General features: G+C 48.6%; 3 protein-coding genes. 1 reads left to right on the top strand and 2 read right to left on the bottom strand.

Annotated elements, in window-relative coordinates; all coding sequences use genetic code 11:
- Positions 1-2: 2 nt before the first annotated feature.
- Positions 3-1,352 carry an HlyD family type I secretion periplasmic adaptor subunit gene (locus C1S73_RS25090; RefSeq protein ID WP_038867460.1) on the bottom strand — a complete coding sequence of 450 codons (1,350 nt, stop codon included), beginning with the start codon at positions 1,350-1,352 and terminating at the stop codon, positions 3-5.
- A gap of 12 nt (positions 1,353-1,364) precedes the next feature.
- Complete coding sequence (locus C1S73_RS25085; protein ID WP_009704724.1) at positions 1,365-1,718, bottom strand: hypothetical protein; 354 nt, start codon at positions 1,716-1,718, stop codon at positions 1,365-1,367.
- A 200-nt stretch (positions 1,719-1,918) separates the two neighbouring features.
- Between C1S73_RS25085 and C1S73_RS25080 the strand changes: the two genes are divergently transcribed.
- Positions 1,919-20,614: a tandem-95 repeat protein gene (locus tag C1S73_RS25080; RefSeq protein ID WP_038867462.1), complete on the top strand. Its 18,696-nt coding sequence runs from the start codon at positions 1,919-1,921 to the stop codon at positions 20,612-20,614.
- Positions 20,615-20,867: the final 253 nt, after the last annotated feature.

Genomic DNA, 20,867 nt, shown 5'->3' with positions numbered 1-20,867 from the left:
CATTACCTCTCATCGAACGCGTCTTCGATAGCCGACATAACTGGCTTCGCTGCGTATTCGATAACCCGACGTGACCCTGTTTTCACATCGGCGGTGAATTCCATGTAAGGGGACAGCTTGAATTGTGTGCCTCCGCGCTCTAGATAGTTTTGGCTGATCTGTATTTCAGCGAGGTAGAATTCAGCGTCCTCTTCTTCATAGGACGATCGGCTGATCGAGGCGATTCGACCTTCCAAAAATCCGTATTTGGCAAAGTTGTAGGTGTCCATCTTCACTTTGACTGCCTGTCCGATTTCAACAAAGCCCATGTCTTTACGTGGAATCTTCGCTTCACCATGAAGGGAGTTATTGATCGGCGCAATGTCCGCGATACTTTCACCCGGAGGTATTACGGCAGAGCGGAAGTTGAAGTGCACTTTATCGACCACGCCGTCAATAGGGGCGTAGACTACGAGGCGATCCACTTTGTCTGAGTGTTGAGGACGAAGAATGCGTTTTAGCTTGAGGTCTTTCTTCGCTTGAATAATTTGTGCTTGGTATTCGGAGTTGCGGTTTTCCACCAAGTCTCGGTACTGCTTCTCTAGTTTGTCCAGTTGAAATCGCTCATTCATGACCGACTCATCGAGGTTTTCAATCTCACGCACCATGTTTGACTCTTGAACCTGCATATTCAGAACATCGACATAAGACGCCATTTCTTCTTTGTACAAGGTGTTCTTGATATTGAGCTGCTTACGAATCAAAGAAAGCTGGTTCTCGGAGCTTTTGCGGCGCTTAAGCATAGAATCAATCAACGAGTTCTTGTGGTTGATGTCGTGAGTGATCAACTCTTCATTAGAGCGGTTTTTGGAAAACTCTTGCTGCCAGGTATTCATATTTACCTGAACGAGTTCTGGGTATTTTTCGATGTAGGCAGAGAAATCGGGCTCTACCATATCGCGCAGACTTTCATAACGGAGTTTGTCTAACTCAAGCTGAATGATTTCTGTGTTCACCGTATCGAGTTGAGTGTTTCTATCCAAAGAGCGAATGCGCGCAATGGGTTGACCTTCGTAAACCACTTCGCCTTTGCGCACTAACATTTCTTCGAGAATACCGCCTTCAAGGTGTTGCACTTTTTCTACGTCAGATTCCAGCAATAGCTCACCGCGCACTGACACCACAATGTCAATACGAGCTTGAGACGCTACGGCGATCGCCACCATTGAAAGCAAAAAGATAACCAGCAATGTTTTGTGTACGCTGGTCATCGCACTGGCTAGCACGATCGTATCGTCTGCGGTCACCTTCGAAGACTCGTTGTTGGAAACGAGTGCTTTTCTGAGGTGGTGCTCGATCTGCTTGTTACTCATGATCCACCCCGGTTATTCATCATCAGTGCTGTCATCGATAGAGTTCTCGATATCTAACAGCTGGCTTATTTGTTTGTTCACGTTGTTGAGCTCAGTTTTGATGTCCTCAATCAATTCATTAGGTGCGGGAAAGTGGTGCTTACTTAAATGCTCTAGCTTTGCCATCTTGGGTGGTAAATCATCATCACAAAGCAATACCAGAATGGTTTTCAGCTTTTTTGAGTAGCCACTCAGTTCTTCAAAACGGTTTTGTTTATGCAGCATTTCGATGTTGATCGCCGCGCTGCTGAAATCCTTGTAAAAATCTCCCAATAGCAATTGCAGCCCTTTGTGGCTGTTGTCGACTGAGCGCAACAGATTCGTCATGTTTATCATTGTTCCACCGCCCTAATTGCTTTAATGACAATAACTAAGGATCTTTAAATTGCGTTTTCAAATTTTTTTTACCTCTTTCTGGTTAAGCAACAGGAGTATGAAAAAAGTTGGATAAAAAAGTTGGTTTTCCAGAATGGTGTCCTTTACTGCCTCTAAACACGATCAGTTAGCTAATGGCAACGGAGGCTGTAATGGCAGGTGACAACAATCAAAATAACCAAAACAAAGACCTAAATGACGCGGTAGAACAAACGGAAACCAATGACGCGGGTACCCCCTCCCAGCAGCAGAATCAGCAAAATCAACAGAATACGATTGCTTCGACCGTAGCGACGGGTGCTGAAAATACCGATGCAGCAGACGAAGCCAATCAGGCGATGGAAGACAACCCAAGTGGTGCCGGTACTGAGGAAGAAGCCTCGGCGTCCGGTGGTGCGGTACAAGAAGACGCGCCAGAGAGTAGTGGTGGTTCGGATGCCGCTCAATCGAACGTGGTAGACAGCGTGGCATCAGACGGTGGTTCTGGTGAAGAAGCTGCGGGCAGCGGCGGTGCGGCTTCAGGTGCGGGTGCGCAAGCTGTTGGTGGCGGTGATGCCTCTGGCTCCGAAGGTGGTTCGGACGCAGAAGGCAATGAAGCACAAGGACAAGCTGTACAAACTTCGGCTGCGCCAAGTGCCTCTTCATCCGATTCTGAAGGTTCACAAGGTGGTGATAACCTAGATTCCGAAACCACAGAAGAAACCTTTGCGGTGGATGTTCAAGACTCTAGCGAAGAGACTACAACGCAAGTAGAAGATGATTTCGACTCAGAAACCACGAGCGAAACGTTCCAAATTAAAGTCGAAGGTGAAAACGACGCGCCAGAGGTAGAACAAGATCTGGCTTACATCATGGATGAAGATGGCACCATTACCTTCACGCAAGAACAGTTACTCGAATACGCAAGTGATGTTGATGGCGACGACCTTGTTGCGTCTAACGTCCAAGTGGGTGCGAATGCATCGGTTCAAGACAATGGTGACGGCACGTTCACTGTGGTTCCGGACGCTGATTTCAATGGTGAACTCGACTTAACGTTTGATATCAGTGATGGTCAAGAAACCGTTTCAAGTTCTATCGATTTAACCGTTCGTCCAATCAATGACGCACCAGCGCCTGAAGATAAAACCTTTGAGGTGGAAGAGGACGGCACGCTGATCTTCACCGATGCAGACCTGCTTACTGGCGCAACGGATATTGAAGGCGATAACCTAACCGTTGAAGGTGTGAGCTACGATGGTGGCGACGGCATCCTGACCGACAACGGCAATGGAACATACACTTTTGCGCCAAATGAAAACTTCAACGGCGATGTGAACTTCAGCTTTGATGTGTCCGACGGTACAGATACGGTTTCTGCCAACATTGATGTAAGCGTCACACCAGTCGACGATGCGCCAGTATCAGGCAATCTTGCTTACTCGGTGGATGAAGATGGCTCGATTCGTTTGAGCCAAGAGCAGTTGTTGTTGCAAGCTTCTGACGTGGAAGGCGATGCACTAACGGCGTCTAACCTTTCGGTAGATGGCAATGCGACGGTGACTCAAAATGACGATGGCAGCTTCACCATCACACCGGACGCAGATTTCAATGGTGATATCGACATCAGCTTCGATATCTCAGATGGCACGAATACCGTTCAAGCAACCGCTGACCTAACCGTTAACCCAATCAACGATCTGCCTGTTCCTCAAGACCAACAATTCAGTGTGGAAGAGGACGGCACGCTGCAATTTACTGACGCGGATCTGCTTACTGGTGCTACCGACATTGAAGGCGATGACCTTTCTGTAACGGGAATCAGCTACGAAGGAACCGACGGCGTTCTAACTGACAATGGCGATGGCACATATAGCTTTGCGCCAAATGAGAACTTCAATGGCGATGTGAACTTTAGCTTTGATGTTTTCGACGGCACAGATACGGTTTCAGCGAATGTGGATGTGAGCGTTACGCCGGTGAATGATCCTCCGGTGACTGGCTCAACGTCTTACACGGTTCACGAGGACAACTCTATTACCATTTCTGACGCGCAGCTGTTGGCAAACTCTTCGGATTTAGAAGGGGATGTCTCGATTGATAGCGTGAGCTACTCTGGCAGCGATGGTGTGTTGCAAATCAATGGTGACGGTACGTACACCTTCTCTCCAAATGAAAACTTTAATGGTGAAGTGACGCTTGATGTTGTCGTCGCTGATGAAGAAGGCGTAACGGATGCCACCACTGCTGGCATTACGGTGCTGGAAGTGAACGATCCACCAGTCGCAGGACCAACGTCTTACACCATTGATGAAGATTCTGTTCTGACCTTCAGTGAGTCGCAAGTGCTGTTGAATGCCTCGGATGTGGAAGGCGATGTAGAGCTTGTTGGCATTAGTTACGATGGTCCGGATGGCATTTTCAGCGTTAACGATGATGGCACGTGCAGCTTCGCGCCAAACGAGAACTTTAACGGGCAAGTTCAACTTGATGTGACCATTCGAGATGAAGATGGAGCTGAAGTTGATACCGTCATCAATGTGAATGTATTGCCAATCAATGATGTGCCAGTATCGGGTGATTTGGCTTACAGCGTTGATGAAGACGGCGCGATTACACTCAGCCAAGAGCAGCTTCTTTCTCAAGCATCTGACATTGAGGGCGATGACCTGACTGCTAGTGATTTGACGGTGGATGGAAACGCAACCGTTACTGCGAACGACGATGGCAGCTTCACGATTACACCAGATGCGGACTTTAATGGTGACATTGATATCCAATTCAACATTACGGATGGCACAGACACTATCCAAGCAACGGCGGATCTAACGGTTAATCCGGTTAACGATCTTCCTATTCCTCAAGACCAGCAGTTCAGTGTTGAAGAAGACGGTACGCTTCAGTTTACCGATGCAGACTTGCTTGCTGGCGCGACCGACATCGATGGCGATAACTTAACGGTTGATGGCATTAGCTACACAGGCAGCGATGGTGTGCTGACTGACCACGGTGATGGTACTTACACCTTTGCACCAAACGAAAACTTCAACGGTGATGTCAGCTTTAGCTTTGGTGTTTCTGACGGCACTGAGACCGTACCTGCCAATGTGGACGTGAGCGTCACTCCAGTGAACGATCCTCCGGTTGCGGGTTCAACGTCTTACACGGTTGATGAAGATAATGCGATTACGATTTCCGACGAGCAGCTTCTGGCTAACTCTTCGGATGTGGAAGGCGCAGTGTCCATCGATAGCGTGACCTATTCAGGCACGGATGGCGTATTCCAAGACAACGGTGACGGCACTTATACCTTCATGCCGAATGAGAACTTCAGCGGTGATATCAGCCTTGATGTGATTGTGGCGGATGAGCAAGGTGCGATTGACGAAACGACAGCAGGTATTACGGTCATTGAAGTGAATGACCCTCCAGTTGCCGGTCCAACGTCTTACACGATTGATGAAGATTCAGTACTGACATTCAGTGAGTCACAAATTCTTGCCAACGCGTCTGATATCGAGGGCGATGTAGAGCTTGTTGGCATCAGCTATGAAGGCTCGGATGGTATCTTTACCGTCAATGGTGATGGTTCTTGCAGCTTTGCACCAAACGAGAACTTCAATGGCCAAGTTCAGTTGGATGTGACCATTCAAGATGAGAATGGGGCAACCGTTGATACGCACATCAATGTCGATGTGTTGCCAATCAACGATCCACCAGTATCGGGTGATTTGGCTTACACCATCAACGAAGACAGCTCAATCACGCTAAGCCAAGAGCAGCTGCTTGCCAAAGCGGGCGATATTGATAGCGAGAACCTTGAAGCCATCAATCTATCGACAGATGACAACGCGACAATTCAATACAACGATGATGGCAGTTACACCATCACACCGGATGAAAACTACAACGGCGACCTAGATCTGACCTTCGATATCATTGATAACGATGGTGGCTCGGTACAAGTTGGTCTGGATATTACGGTTAATCCTGTGAATGACTTGCCACAAGCGCAAGATCAACAGTTCACGGTAGAAGAAGATGGCACCTTGCTGTTCACGGATGCCGACCTATTGGAAGGCGCATCGGATATTGATGGCGATGATCTGTCTATCGAAAACGTTCTCTACACAGGTGCGGATGGCGTGCTTACCGATAATGGCGATGGCACTTACAGCTTTGCGCCGAATGAGAACTTCAACGGTGATGTTCAGTTCACATTCGATGTGTCTGACGGCACAGGTTCAACACCAGCATTCATTGATGTCAGCGTGACACCAGTGAACGATCCGCCGGTGGCAGGTTCTACGTCTTACACGGTTCAAGAAGACGGTCAAATCACCATTAGTGACGAGCAGTTGTTAGCCAACTCTTCTGATGTGGAAGGCGACGTAGCCTTGGCGAATGTTAGCTACTCTGGTAACGACGGTAGCTTCGTGGACAATGGCGACGGCACATATACCTTTACGCCAAATGAGAACTTTGACGGTAACATTTCGCTCGACGTTACGGTTATCGACCAAGATGGTGCAACGGATACGACAACCGCAGGCATCGATGTTATCGCGGTGAACGACGCACCTGAAACGTCAGGCATTCAAGCGGAAGTTGATGAAGATAACGCCATCACCATCACACAAGAACAGTTGCTTGCGAATGCGACAGACATTGAAGGTGATGACCTTGTTGCCAGCAATCTACAAACCAATGACCCAGATGCGACGATCGTAGCCAATGACGATGGTTCATTCACTATTACGCATACGGAAAACTTTAACGGTGAGTTGGACTTCACTTACAACATCAGCGATGGCGAAAATGATGTTCTGACCACGCTGGATCTGACCGTTAACCCTGTCAACGATGCGCCAGACGCGGGCGACGAGATCTTTATTCAAGCGGAAGAAGACCAAACAGTAGGTGTTTCTCTGCGTGAAGAGCCTGCGTTACGTCTCGACCAAGCCCCTGAAAACGGCATCATTGAAGCGAATCTAAATGATGAATGGATACAGCTAGAAGTCGGGCAAGAGGTGCCTGCAGATACGGAAGTGCGCTTTATCCCAGACGATGAGGCATTAGCCAACGGTACTCATACGACACAAATCGGTACGTTTGATGACAACGCGAGTGTGGATGATTGGGGGGATGAAGTTGACCCTTATACGCGTCAATTCACTGATGGTGATTTGACGGTTACCGTTCAGAGTAACGACGACCCTCTTGGTGCTTGGAATGGTAACACGCACATTGGGCATGGTATTGGCGATACTGACCGCCAAGGTTTGAGTGGCGACGAAAAACTGACTGTAACCGTTGAAGGTCAAGACATCAACGAAATCAGCTTCCACCTAGATGGCCTAGGCGGCTGGTTTATGGAAGAGTCTCGCCACTTTACAGAAGTCGAAATTCGAGCATTCAACTCTGAGGGTGACTTGATCGACTCAATGACTTACCACAAAGAAGATCGTGGTAGCTATGAGACGGATTACACTCTAACGGTGAACGAGCCAGTGTCTTACTTTGAGTTAGGAACGATTCAAGGTAACGGTACTTATGTGGTTCAAAACATGACGGTTTCGCAAACTTGTCATGATGAAGCAGTATTTACATCTATTGGTGTGGACGGCACGGAAATCACTGAAACGGTCGAACTGAATATCCGTGAAGGTGACAGTGAAATCGAACTGACCGCTGATCTGCCAAATGTGACCATCGATACCGAAGGTTCTACGCAGTTTGCCTCTGTGGTTATCACAGAAGAACAGCTTTTAGCACAAGCGAGTGATATCGATAGCGATGTTCTTGATATTCAAAACCTAGAGCTGGTGGGGGATAATGCGGAGCACGCTACGTTAACCGACAACGGTGATGGTACATGGACAGTCACACCTGCTGAGAACTTTTACGGTGAGATTGAGCTTGGTTACCAAGTTACAGATGGTGAACTCACTGACGACAACATCATCAACATCAACTTCGAAGCAGTAAACGATGCGCCAATCGTTTCTGGTCCGATTGTGTTGTTGACAGATGAGGATGTGGGCATTACGTTTAGCGCGGACGATCTGCTTGCCAATGCAAGTGATGTGGAAGGCGATGCGCTGTCTATCTCTGATATCTCTTACAGCGGTGATAACGGTGAGCTTGTCGACAATGGCGACGGCACTTACACCTTTATGCCGAATGAAAACTTCAATGGTGAAGTCGACATCGATTACAAAGTCTTCGATGGCACCGATGAAGTCGATACTCATCTAGATCTGACCGTTATTCCGGTCAACGATGTGCCAGTTCCTGGTGCACCGCTGCATACTCAAATGCTAGAAAACGGCACCATCATCATCGAAGCAAAAGACCTGTTATCAGGTGCGACCGATGTGGATGGCGACATTTTGCATATCGAGAATCTACTGCTTGTTGACCAGTCACAAGGTACGTTGACAGACAACGGCGACAACACCTTTACCTTCGAGCCGACAGCGAACTTCTATGGTGACGTAAATCTGACTTTCGATATCAGTGATGGTCAAGCAAGTGCACCAAGTACCGCCTCAATTGATGTCGAGATCGTCAATGAAGCACCGGAAGTCAGCGGTCCTATTGATGCAGTCGTGGACGAAGATGGCTCGATTACCATCACTCAAGAAGACTTGTTAGCGAACGCGACGGACGTGGATGGTGACAATCTTGAAGCGGTGAACCTGTCGACCAACGATCCTAATGCAACCATCGTTGAGAACGCTGATGGTAGCTTCACGATTACACCGAGCGAAAACTTCTTTGGTGAAATCGAATTTACTTATGACGTAACTGACGCGATTGAAACCGTCGCTGCGGATCTAAACCTCACCGTTAACCCAGTGAACGACCTGCCAGATGTGCCTGATTTGTCCTTCACCACAGAAGACGGCGAAGCCATCACGATTACTGAAGCAGAGTTGCTGGCTCAAGCGACGGACATCGAAGGCGATGACTTATCTGTTGTGAACGTGACGAGCTTGAGCGATACGGTTCAAGTAACAGACAATGGTGATGGCACTTACACGTTAACGCCAGAGCAGGGGTTCTTTGGTAATGTTGACCTCACGTTTGATGTGAGCGATGGCACCGATGTGGTGGCGGCGAATATCGATTTGAAAGTGGAATTTGTCAACGACACGCCAGAAGCAGCGCCAACTATTGCAAATGTGGACGAGGACGGTTCTATCCTCGTGACACAAGATATGTTGCTTGAGAATGCAAGCGACCAAGACGGTGATGATCTATACGCGACCGCGCTTGAGACTAACGATCCAAATGCAAGCATTGTTGATAATGGTGACGGTACCTATACCGTGACGCCATCTGAGAACTTTAACGGTGAAATTGCGTTTACCTATGAAGTGAACGACGGCGAGCTAAGCACATCAACCGAAATGACGCTGACGGTTAATCCCGTCAACGATATCCCAATTGTCGCACCAGCCATGTATAGCATCGAAGAAGATGGCAGTATCCTGTTTACTCAGGGGGACTTGCTCAATGGCGCTATCGATATTGAAGGTGATGACCTAACCGTTACCAGTATTAATTATTCAGGTGATGAAGGTACGGTCACCGACAACGGTGATGGTACGTTTAGCTTTGTTCCAGAAGAACACTTTAGTGGTGATTTACAGTTCAGCTTTACGGTTTCTGACGGCACGGATGAAGTAGAACAAGACATCAATGTCCACATTGAAGCGGTTGCGGATGCACCTGATCTTGCCATTACAGATGGTGATGGTGCTGTGATCGATGATAACGCTATTTTGGTTGATCCAGGCGGCATTGTTGAGCTGAATATTGCGGCTGCGCTCGTAGACCAAGACCTTTCTGAAACGCTGACTGTGACCGTTGATGGCGTGCCAGAAGGCTCCGTCATCAGTTACGACAACGAAGGTGTACTTAACGATCAAGATAACGGTATCACCAGTTTCAACGATACTGAAATCACGGTTACGTTTGAAGGTGAGACGGCGGGTTACCAAAACGCGGCTGGTTATTACAAAGTTGATGAAGACGGCAATATCACTGGCGTTGAAGTGGTGTACGAAAACGCTTCTCAAGTTGGCGGTGGTGGTGACCTCGTTCCGGGACAAGACCAATTTAGCTTCCAAATTTCGGAAGGGGAAAGTTTCAATCTGTTCTTAATTCCAAATGGTCATGCCCACAATAACTTCGACGCTCTGCCAGATGGTCAATATGAATTCCGTGCAACGGATGGTTCGCCGGCCAATATGGATACCGTCGACCCACAACTGGTGTTTGTTGGTGTTGACGGTTCAGAAACGGTGATTCAAAGCCAGTTTGGAGATGCGATCTTCCATGGTGGTTCGAGCTCAGAGCTCAACCAAGATGGCATTGAACATACCCGAACTACTGTGAACGAAGACGGTGAGTTGGTCTACGGCTTTGAGGATCTTTACGGTGGTGGTGATGCTGATTATTCCGATTTCAACTTCACCATTGATGTTGGTGAAGTAAATAGCCAGATCTACAGTGGCGAAGTGACGGTTGGGCCTGATGGCTCTGTAACACTGCCGACCACTGCTATTGATCAAGAGTTACAGATTCAGCTTCCAGAAGACTTCAATCAACAGCTAGAGGTAAACATAACGGCTACAGCCACTGAGTTGTCTAACGGTGATGCTGAGACGGTTTCTCAAACTATTTATATCAATGCCACAGGCGCTGTTATTGAACATGCGCCAGAAGCATTGCCAGTATCAGCACTGGTTGAAGAAGATGGTTCTATCCTTATCTCGCAAGAAGATTTACTTGCGAATGCTAGTGATCAGGATGGTGATCAACTGACAGCGCTGAATTTGGCAACAGATGATGAAAACATCACCATCACCGATAATGGCGACGGTACTTACACCTTAACGCCAGATGCGGACTTTAATGGTAATATTACCTTTACGTTCGATGTGTCTGATGGTGATGATGTTGTCTCAACCAACTTAGAGCTAACGGTTTCGCCTGTCAATGATGCACCAGAACCACAAGATCAAGCGTTTACTGTTGGCGAAGATGGTGTACTGACCTTTACCGATGCAGACCTGCTAACAGGTGCTACCGATATTGAAGGGGATGATCTATCTGTTGAGGGCGTCACTTACACAGGCGCGGACGGTGTCCTAACTGACAATGGTGATGGCACGTATAGCTTCGCTCCAAACGAGAACTTCAATGGCGATGTGAACTTCACTTTCGATGTTTCCGATGGCACGGACACTGTGACCGCAAATATCGATGTGAGCGTGACGCCAGAGAACGACCCACCAGTTGCAGGTAGCACGGCTTACACAGTGCATGAAGACAACTCGATCACCATTAGCAACGAACAACTATTAGCGAACTCGTCTGATATTGAAGGTGAAGTGGCGATCGACAGCGTCAGTTATAGCGGCAACGACGGTGTGTTAGAAATCAACGGTGATGGTACGTATACCTTCTCACCAAACGAGAACTTCAGCGGCGAGGTGAGCCTAGATGTTGTTGTCGTCGACGAAGATGGCGCGACGGATTCAACCACCGCAGGTATAACGGTACTTGAGGTGAACGATCCACCAATCGCAGGTCCAACTGCGTACACCATCGATGAAGACCAAGTTTTAACGTTTAGTGAATCGCAAGTGCTACTGAATGCTTCGGATGTTGAAGGCGATGTTGAGCTAGTAGGCATCAGCTACGACGGTCCAGATGGTATCTTCTCAGTAAACGGCGATGGTACTTGTAGCTTTGCACCGAATGAAAACTTTAACGGCCAAGTGCAGTTGGATGTGACCATTCGTGATGAAGATGGCGCAGAGGTCGATACTTACCTCACGGTCGATGTCTTACCAATCAATGACGCCCCTGTGTCGGGTAACTTGGCGTACAGCGTCGACGAAGACAACTCAATCACGTTGAGCCAAGAGCAGCTACTTGCTCAAGCATCGGATGTAGAAGGTGACGCATTAACCGCTTCTAATCTAGTGGTTGATGGCGATGCAACGGTTACGGCAAACGACGATGGTAGCTTCACTATCACGCCAGATGCGAACTTCAATGGCGACATTGATATCACGTTCGATATCAACGACGGCAGCGACACTATTGTTGCAACGGCGGACCTAACCGTTAACCCAGTCAATGACTTGCCGCAGCCAGAAGATCAAGCGTTCACCATTGGTGAAGATGGCGTGTTGACCTTCACTGATCAAGACCTATTGGATGGTGCAACGGACATCGATGGCGATGACCTATCGGTTGAAGGTGTCACTTACACTGGTGCGGACGGTGTCCTAACCGATAACGGTGATGGTACCTACAGCTTTGCTCCAAACGAGAACTTCAATGGCGACGTGAACTTTACCTTCGATGTTTCTGATGGCACGGATACCGTGACCGCGAATATCGATGTGACAGTCACACCAGAGAACGATCCACCGGTGGCAGGCAGCACGTCTTACACAGTGCATGAAGACAACTCGATCACCATTAGTGATGAGCAACTACTGGCTAATTCGTCTGATATCGAAGGTGATGTTGCAATCAGCAGCGTGAGCTACAGCGGTAACGACGGTGTGCTAGAAATTAATGGCGATGGTACTTACACCTTCTCACCAAACGAAAACTTCAATGGCGATGTTAGCCTAGATGTTGTCGTGGTTGACGAGGACGGCGCGGTTGATACAACAACAGCGGGTATTACCGTTCTTGAGGTGAACGATCCACCAATCGCAGGAACAACCAGTTACACCATTGATGAAGATGAAGTCATTACCATCAGTGCAGAACAGTTGTTGGCAAACTCTTCCGATATTGAAGGTGAGGTAGCACTAGATAGCGTGAGCTACAGTGGCAGCGAAGGTATCTTTACCGACAATGGTGATGGTACGTTCAGTTTTGCACCAAACCAAAATTTCAATGGTGAAGTGAATCTTGATGTTGTAGTCGTGGACGAAGATGGTGCGACCGCTTCGACGACGGCAAACATTGATGTTCTGCCAATCAATGATGCTCCAGTATCGGGTGACTTGGCTTACAGTGTCGACGAAGACAACTCAATCACGCTAAGCCAAGAACAATTGTTGGCACAAGCAACGGATGTAGAAGGTGATGCACTAACCGCTTCTAACCTAGTGGTTGACGGTGATGCGACGGTTACGGCTAATGACGATGGTAGCTTTACCATTACGCCTGACGCGAACTTCAATGGCGACATTGATATCACGTTCGATATCAACGATGGCAGCGATACTATCGTTGCAACGGCGGACCTAACGGTTAACCCAGTTAATGACTTGCCGCAGCCAGAAGATCAAGCGTTCACCATTGGTGAAGATGGCGTGTTGACCTTCACTGATCAAGACCTGCTTGATGGTGCAACCGATATCGATGGCGATGACCTATCGGTAGAAGGTGTCACATACACTGGCGCGGACGGTGTCCTAACTGACAATGGCGATGGCACGTATAGCTTCGCACCGAACGAAAATTTCAATGGCGACGTAAACTTTACCTTCGATGTTTCCGATGGCACGGACACCGTGACCGCGAATATCGATGTGAGTGTGACGCCAGAGAACGATCCACCGGTGGCAGGCAGCACGTCTTACACAGTGCATGAAGATAACTCGATCACCATCAGTGATGAACAGCTACTAGCGAACTCATCGGATATTGAAGGTGATGTATCGATTGATAGCGTGAGCTACAGCGGTAACGATGGTGTGCTGGAAATCAACGGTGATGGCACGTACACCTTCTCGCCAAACGAGAACTTCAATGGCGAAGTGAGCCTAGATGTTGTCGTGGTCGATGAAGATGGTGCGACGGATTCAACTACCGCAGGTATCACGGTACTTGAGGTGAACGATCCGCCAATCGCAGGTCCAACTGCGTACACCATCGATGAAGACCAAGTTCTAACGTTCAGTGAATCACAAGTGCTTCTGAATGCTTCGGATGTCGAAGGGGATGTTGAGCTTGTAAGTATCAGCTACGACGGTCCAGATGGCATCTTCTCAGTAAATGGCGATGGCACTTGTAGCTTTGCACCGAATGAGAACTTCAATGGTCAAGTATCGCTGGACGTGACTATTCGTGATGAAGATGGCGCAGAAGTCGACACCTATATCACTGTGGATGTATTGCCAATCAACGACGCACCAGTATCGGGTAACTTGGCTTACAACGTAGATGAAGATAACACCATTACATTGAGCCAAGAGCAATTGTTGTCTCAAGCGAGCGATGTGGACGGCGATGACCTTGTTGCTGAAAACTTGCTTGTGGATGGTAATGCGACAGTGACTGCTAACGACGATGGCAGCTTCACCATCACGCCTGATGCGAACTTCAATGGTGACATTGATATCACGTTTGATATCAGTGATGGTTCTGACACCTTGGTCGCAACAGCAGATCTAACGGTTAATCCAGTTAACGACCTACCACAACCAGAAGATCAAGCGTTCACCATTGGTGAAGATGGCGTCTTGTTGTTCACTGATGAAGATCTGCTTGATGGCGCAACAGATATCGATGGCGATGACCTATCGGTTGAAGGCGTGAGCTACACAGGCGCAGATGGTGTCCTAACCGACAATGGTGACGGCACTTACAGCTTCGCGCCAAACGAGAACTTCAATGGCGATGTGAACTTTACCTTCGATGTTTCTGACGGCACGGATACCGTGACCGCGAATATCGATGTAAGTGTTACGCCAGAGAACGATCCACCGGTGGCAGGTAGCACGTCTTACACCGTACACGAAGACAACTCGATCACCATCAGCGATGAGCAATTACTAGCGAACTCGTCAGATATTGAAGGCGATGTTTCGGTTGATAGCGTGAGCTACAGTGGCGCAGATGGCGTGTTCCAAGACAATGGTGATGGTACTTACACCTTCTCGCCAAACGAGAACTTCAATGGTGAAGTCAGCCTAGATGTTGTCGTGGTAGATGAAGACGGTGCGACGGACTCAACCACCGCTGGCATTACTGTTCTTGAGGTGAATGATCCGCCAATTGCCGGTGCAACTAGCTACTCAGTGAACGAAGACGAAGTCATCACCATTAGCTCTGAGCAGCTGTTGGCGAATGCTTCTGACGTTGAAGGTGACGTCGCGATTGATAGCGTCAGCTACAGTGGCTCCGACGGTATCTTTACCGATAACGGCGATGGCACATTCAGTTTCGCACCAAACGAAAACTTCAACGGTGATGTCAGCCTAGATGTTGTCGTGACCGATGAAGATGGCGCAACGGTAGCAACCAATGCAAACATTGATGTATTGCCAGTCAACGATGCGCCAGTATCAGGTGATTTGGCTTACAGCGTGGATGAAGATGGTTCTATCACTCTCAGCCAAGAGCAACTTCTTGCTCAAGCCGGCGACGTGGATGGCGACGACCTAACCGCATCCAACCTGACAGTTGATGGCAATGCGACCGTTGTTGCGAACGACGATGGCAGCTTCACTATCACGCCGGATGCGAACTTCAATGGCGACATTGATCTGAGCTTCGACATTACGGACGGTGATGCAACCATTCAAGCGACTGCCGATCTGACTGTGAACCCAGTAAACGACCTACCAACGGTTGGTCAGCCACAGTTTGTTACGCAAGAAGACACCAGCTTCACCTTCACCGAAGAGCAATTGCTGCAAAATGCAGGTGATATCGATGGTGATAACCTAACGGTTGAAAACGTTGCTTCTGACAGCGGTACTTTGGTTGATAACGGTGACGGCACGTACACCTTCGCACCGAATGAAAACTTCGATGGCAACGTGAACGTGACGTTTGATGTCAACGATGGCACCGCAACCGTACCAGCAGAAGCGAACATCGATGTTCAATCTGTGGTCGATATGCCAGAGCTGTCGATTGCTTCAGACTTGGTGATTGAGTCTGATAACTTCGAGTCTGGCTCGAACGGTTGGAACGCGAACACCGAAAGTTCACAAGGCTTCGAAACGGGCGACATGCTGGGTCGTATTGGTGGCACTGGTGGTGATGAAGCGGTTAGCAAAACCTACGAGATCCCAAGCGATGTCAACGAAGTGAACATCTCGTTTAGCTTCTACGAAATCGATTCTTGGGATGGCGAGTCGTTCCAAATCTTTGTCGGCGGCGAACAGCTAACGACGTTAGAGAACTCAGCGTTCCGTACTCAAGATGGCACGACAACGCTTTACGACTCAGACGGTAACGAAGTGGGTGAAGTGATCCACGGAGCCTCTCAACGTGAAGGCTTCAGTGGCTGGAATGACCAAGCTCACCAAATCAATCTGACGGTTCCTGTCGAGGATGGCGAACTACAACTCGGCTTCGGTTCAACCTTGAATCAAGACGTTTGGGATGAATCATTTGGTATCGACAACATCGAAATCACGGTAGCGGACGCGGATTATCAAATTATTGGTACCGAAGATACACCAGTGCCGCTTGATATCGATGCAGCGTTAACCGATACCGATGGTTCAGAAAACCTCGCTATCTTGATTGAAGATGTGCCAGAAGGTAGCTCGCTATCAGCGGGTGTTGATAATGGTGATGGTACTTGGTCACTACAACCAGGCGAGCTAGAAGGATTAGAGTTTATCCCTTCTGCGGACTTCAATGGCGATGTGACGTTAACTGTGAACGCTACGTCTACGGATGTGGATACAGGTACAACAGCGACAGCGACGCAAGATGTGACGATTCATATCTCGCCAACCAATGATGCACCAGAAGTGACGGGTGATATCACTGCGGTAACCGCCGAAGACAACAGCATTACGCTGACTCAAGAGCAGTTACTTGAACACGCTGTTGATATCGATGGTGATGACCTAAGTGCAATCAACCTGAGCACCAATGATGAAAATGCAACGGTTGAAATGAACGAGGATGGCAGCTTCACCATTACTCCAAGCGAGAACTTCTACGGCGATATTGAGTTTAGTTACGATGTCACGGATGGCGAAGAAGTGGTTGCGGCTGGTCTCGACTTAACAGTAACACCAGTCAATGACGCTCCAGAGCCACAAGATCAAGCGTTCACCGTGGGTGAGGACGGTCTTCTTACCTTCACAGACGCAGACTTGTTAACAGGCGCGACGGATGTAGAAGGTGACAACCTAACAGTTGAAGGCGTGACTTACACAGGTGCCGATGGTGTCCTAACTGACAATGGCGATGGCACGTACAGCTTCGCACCGAATGAGAACTTCAATGGCGATGTGAACTTTACGTTCGATGTGTCAGACGGTACGGATACAACCTCTGCCAACATTGATGTGAGTGTGACGCCAGAGAACGATCCGCCAGTTGCAGGCAGCACGTCTTACACCGTACATGAAGACAACTCGATCACCATTAGTGACGAGCAACTACTGGCTAATTCGTCGGATATTGAAGGCGACGTAGACATCAGTAGTGTGACTTACAGTGGCAACGATGGCGTCTTCCAAGACAATGGCGATGGTACGTACACCTTCTCTCCAAACGAGAACTTCAATGGCGAGGTGAGCCTAGACGTTGTAGTTGTCGATGAAGAGGGGGCGACAGACTCAACCACTGCGGGTATTACCGTTCTTGAGGTGAACGATCCACCAATCGCAGGTGTGACAAGTTACTCTGTCAATGAAGACGAAGTCATTATCTTCACGGAAGAGCAACTGCTAGCGCAATCAAGCGATGTGGAAGGTGACGTGAGCCTAGAAAGCGTCTCTTACAGTGGTAGCGACGGTATTCTAACGGCGAATGACGATGGTACTTACAGCTTCGCGCCAAATGAAAACTTCAATGGTGGCGTAAGCCTAGACGTAGTAGTCGCTGATGAAGACGGTGCAACTGCGACAACCAACGCGAACATCGATGTATTGCCAGTCAACGATGCTCCGGTATCTGGCGACTTGGCTTACAGCGTCGATGAAGACGGTTCAATCACATTGAGTCAAGAGCAGTTACTGGCTCAAGCGGGTGACGTCGACAGCGATAATCTAGAAGCGGTGAACTTAACCGCGGTAGCCAATGCAACCGTTGTTGAGAACCAAGATGGTAGCTTCACGATTACGCCAGATGCGAACTTCAATGGCGATATCGACCTAAGTTTCGACTTGATTGATAACGATGGTGCGAGCGTGGAAGTGGGCGTTGATCTAACGGTGAACCCAATTAACGATGCGCCGCAATCAACACCAGTGAATATTGCTGGCACCGAAGATACCACCATTCTTATCACGCAGGACATGTTGCTTGCTAACGCGACAGACATCGACAACACCTACGACGAACTGTCTGCTGTCGACCTAGTGATTGATGAGCAATACGGTGACTTGCTAGACAACGGTGATGGCACTTGGTCATTCAGTCCGGCTGAGAACTTCAATGGTGATGTGCCAATGTCGTTCGGCGTCAGCGATGGTGATTTAGTGACGCCGGTTGAAGGCAATCTAAACGTCGAAGCGGTTAACGATGCACCAGAAGCGCCAACCATCCAGATGCAAGGCGAAGAAGATGTGGTCATGGTGATTGACCCAGCTTACATCGCTGATCAAGTTACGGATCTTGATGGTGACGAAATCAGCGTAGAAAGCATCACGGTTCGTGCTCCTGCAAACGCGACATTAACCCAGCAACCAGATGGTATGTACCACTTGGTGACCACTCAAGACTTCAATGGTTTGGTGGAACTGGGCTACACCGCGACGGATGGTGAAGAAGTGGTTGAAGGCTCGTTGAATGTGGATGTTATTCCAGTCAATGATGCTCCATTCAATGTGGGTAATGCGTTTATGGCAACCGACGAAGATGGCGCATTCACCTTCGACGCTGGCGACCTGATGAACTTGTTCGGCGATATCGATACTGAAAACCTAGTCGTATCACGCATTATCACCGCAGAAGGTGAAGATGGTGGTGAGGTAACAGACAACGGTGACGGTACTTGGACATTCACACCGACAGGCGATTTTGCAGGTGTTTCTGACTTGCAAGTTGTGGTAAGTGACGGTGAGTTTGAGACGGTACTTGATGTACCAGTGTTTGTTCGCCCTGTTGCGGATGGCGCAGTCATCACAACCGACCATGATGGTCCGTTAGTCTTCGGTGAGGACGAAACAGGTCACCTAGGCTTGAATGTCGGTCTAATCGACGATTCAGAAACGCTAAGTAACCTAGTGATGACTGGTTTCCCTGTTGGCTTCGAAGTTACGGATGGTGTGAACACCATTACCATTACGGAGCCGGGTCAATACATCGACTTGAACGAGTGGGATATCTCAGACCTGCAAATGACGCCTCCGGCTGACTTTAATGGCGAGTTCTTCGTAACCGTGACCGCAACAACGGTGGATTATGGTGATGAGCCAGAAGAGTTCGAAGATGGTATCGATTCAGGTGACTTCGAAACCCTAGCGGGTGAAGCAGTTATCCTAACCGCTGATGACCTAATCGGATTGGCAGAAAACGTAGACGCTGACGCGGGTGATGAAGTGAAATTCGTTCACCTAGCTGATCGCAGCCAAGGTGAGATTGTCGATAACGGTGATGGCACATGGACATTCAATCCAGCACCAGGCTTTACTGGTGAAGCGGATATCGCTTACGTGATTGATAAAGACGGTGTGCTTCATGATGAGCAAACAGGTGTGGTCGTGAAAGAAGACGCACCACAAGAGAATGCTTCTCCAGAAATCGACAGCATTTCTACCACAGAAATGGCAGCGGATGGCACCTTGTCGTTCACCAATGATGACATGCTATCGACCTTGAGCGATGCAGAAGGCGACAGCTTGAGCATTGAGTCAGTGAGCCTAATGGAAGGTCAAGGTGTGATAGAGACCGATAACCAAGGTAACTACCAATTCACACCAGCAGAAGGCTACACCGGAGATGTTCAAGTTGGCTTTATTGCAACTGACGGTGAAAACCGCATTGAGAGCTTCTTTAATGTCGACATCCAAGGTGAAGGTGAAACTACTACCAGCGAAGGCTACGCACTCGCTGATGATGGTTCACTAACACTAACGGAAGCACAGTTGATTGATGAGCTTGGCATTAGCCCTTCAGCAGAAGTGTTGGATGTCGCCGATGCAAACGATGCAGGTTTCTTCGCGAAATCAGGTGATGAAGAGTGGACATACTGGCCGAACGATGACTTCGATGGCAATTTGGCTATGGATGTTCAGGTCAACGATAACGGTGAAGTATCGACTCAGAATCTGAGCATCCAAGTTGCGGACGATTCAGCGCAAAGCGACGAGCCACAAATCCAAACTGCTCAAGCATCAGCAGAGCAGCAAGTTGGCGAAGCGCAACAACCTGAAGAGCAAGCAGCAAACGGTGCAGACAGTGAAGAGGAGAGCGCAGCCGATGTGACTGCAGCACCAGGCGATACCATTTCTATCTCGGTTCCAGATGAGGTCAGTGGTAACGAATCGGTGGATTATGCAGAAATGTCCGGTCTACCTGATGGTGCATCGGTAAGCAACGCACTGGATAATGGCGATGGCAGCTTCACATTAAGTGGCAACCTGAACCAACCAGTATCGGTTGACCTACCTGAAGGTTACGAAGGTACGAGCGAAATCCAATTCCAAGGTTACGACGAATTGGGTAGCGCAGTAGAAGGTGCGAGTGGCACAGTTGAAGTTGAAGTCGATGATCAATACACCATGCAAGGTTCTGCTCAAGATCAGCAACCAGACATGGCGGGTATGGAATCTGGCGGCAGCGACTGGACAAGTGCAGGTGGTCAAGATCAAGGTGTTGACTTCACGGATGACTCTGGCAGCTTCGACTCGGATACTCAAACGGGTACTGACCAAGGCAACGATTTCGATCAAAGCTCAATGTAACCAACCATAGACGAGGGCAGTGTCATTGCTGCCCAAACCAAAGCCATGCAGAGCCAACTTTGCATGGCTTTTTTGTCGGATTTCTTTCTATGAGCTGTAGAAAAAACTTGGAAATTGAAAAAAGTATTCTTAGTTAGTTTATACCCAAGTAACCTCGAGATGTTAGGTTCAGCGAGAATGGCTTGGTTTGTAGACGCGGCGGCGATTTAAAGGTCTAGTGGGTCTAAATCAAGAATCGACAACAAAGTATACA

The sequence above is a fragment of the Vibrio jasicida 090810c genome (genome assembly GCF_002887615.1).
Lineage (GTDB): Bacteria > Pseudomonadota > Gammaproteobacteria > Enterobacterales > Vibrionaceae > Vibrio > Vibrio jasicida.
Note: the sequence above shows the minus strand (reverse complement) of the source record. Positions and strands in the feature narration are given on the sequence as shown.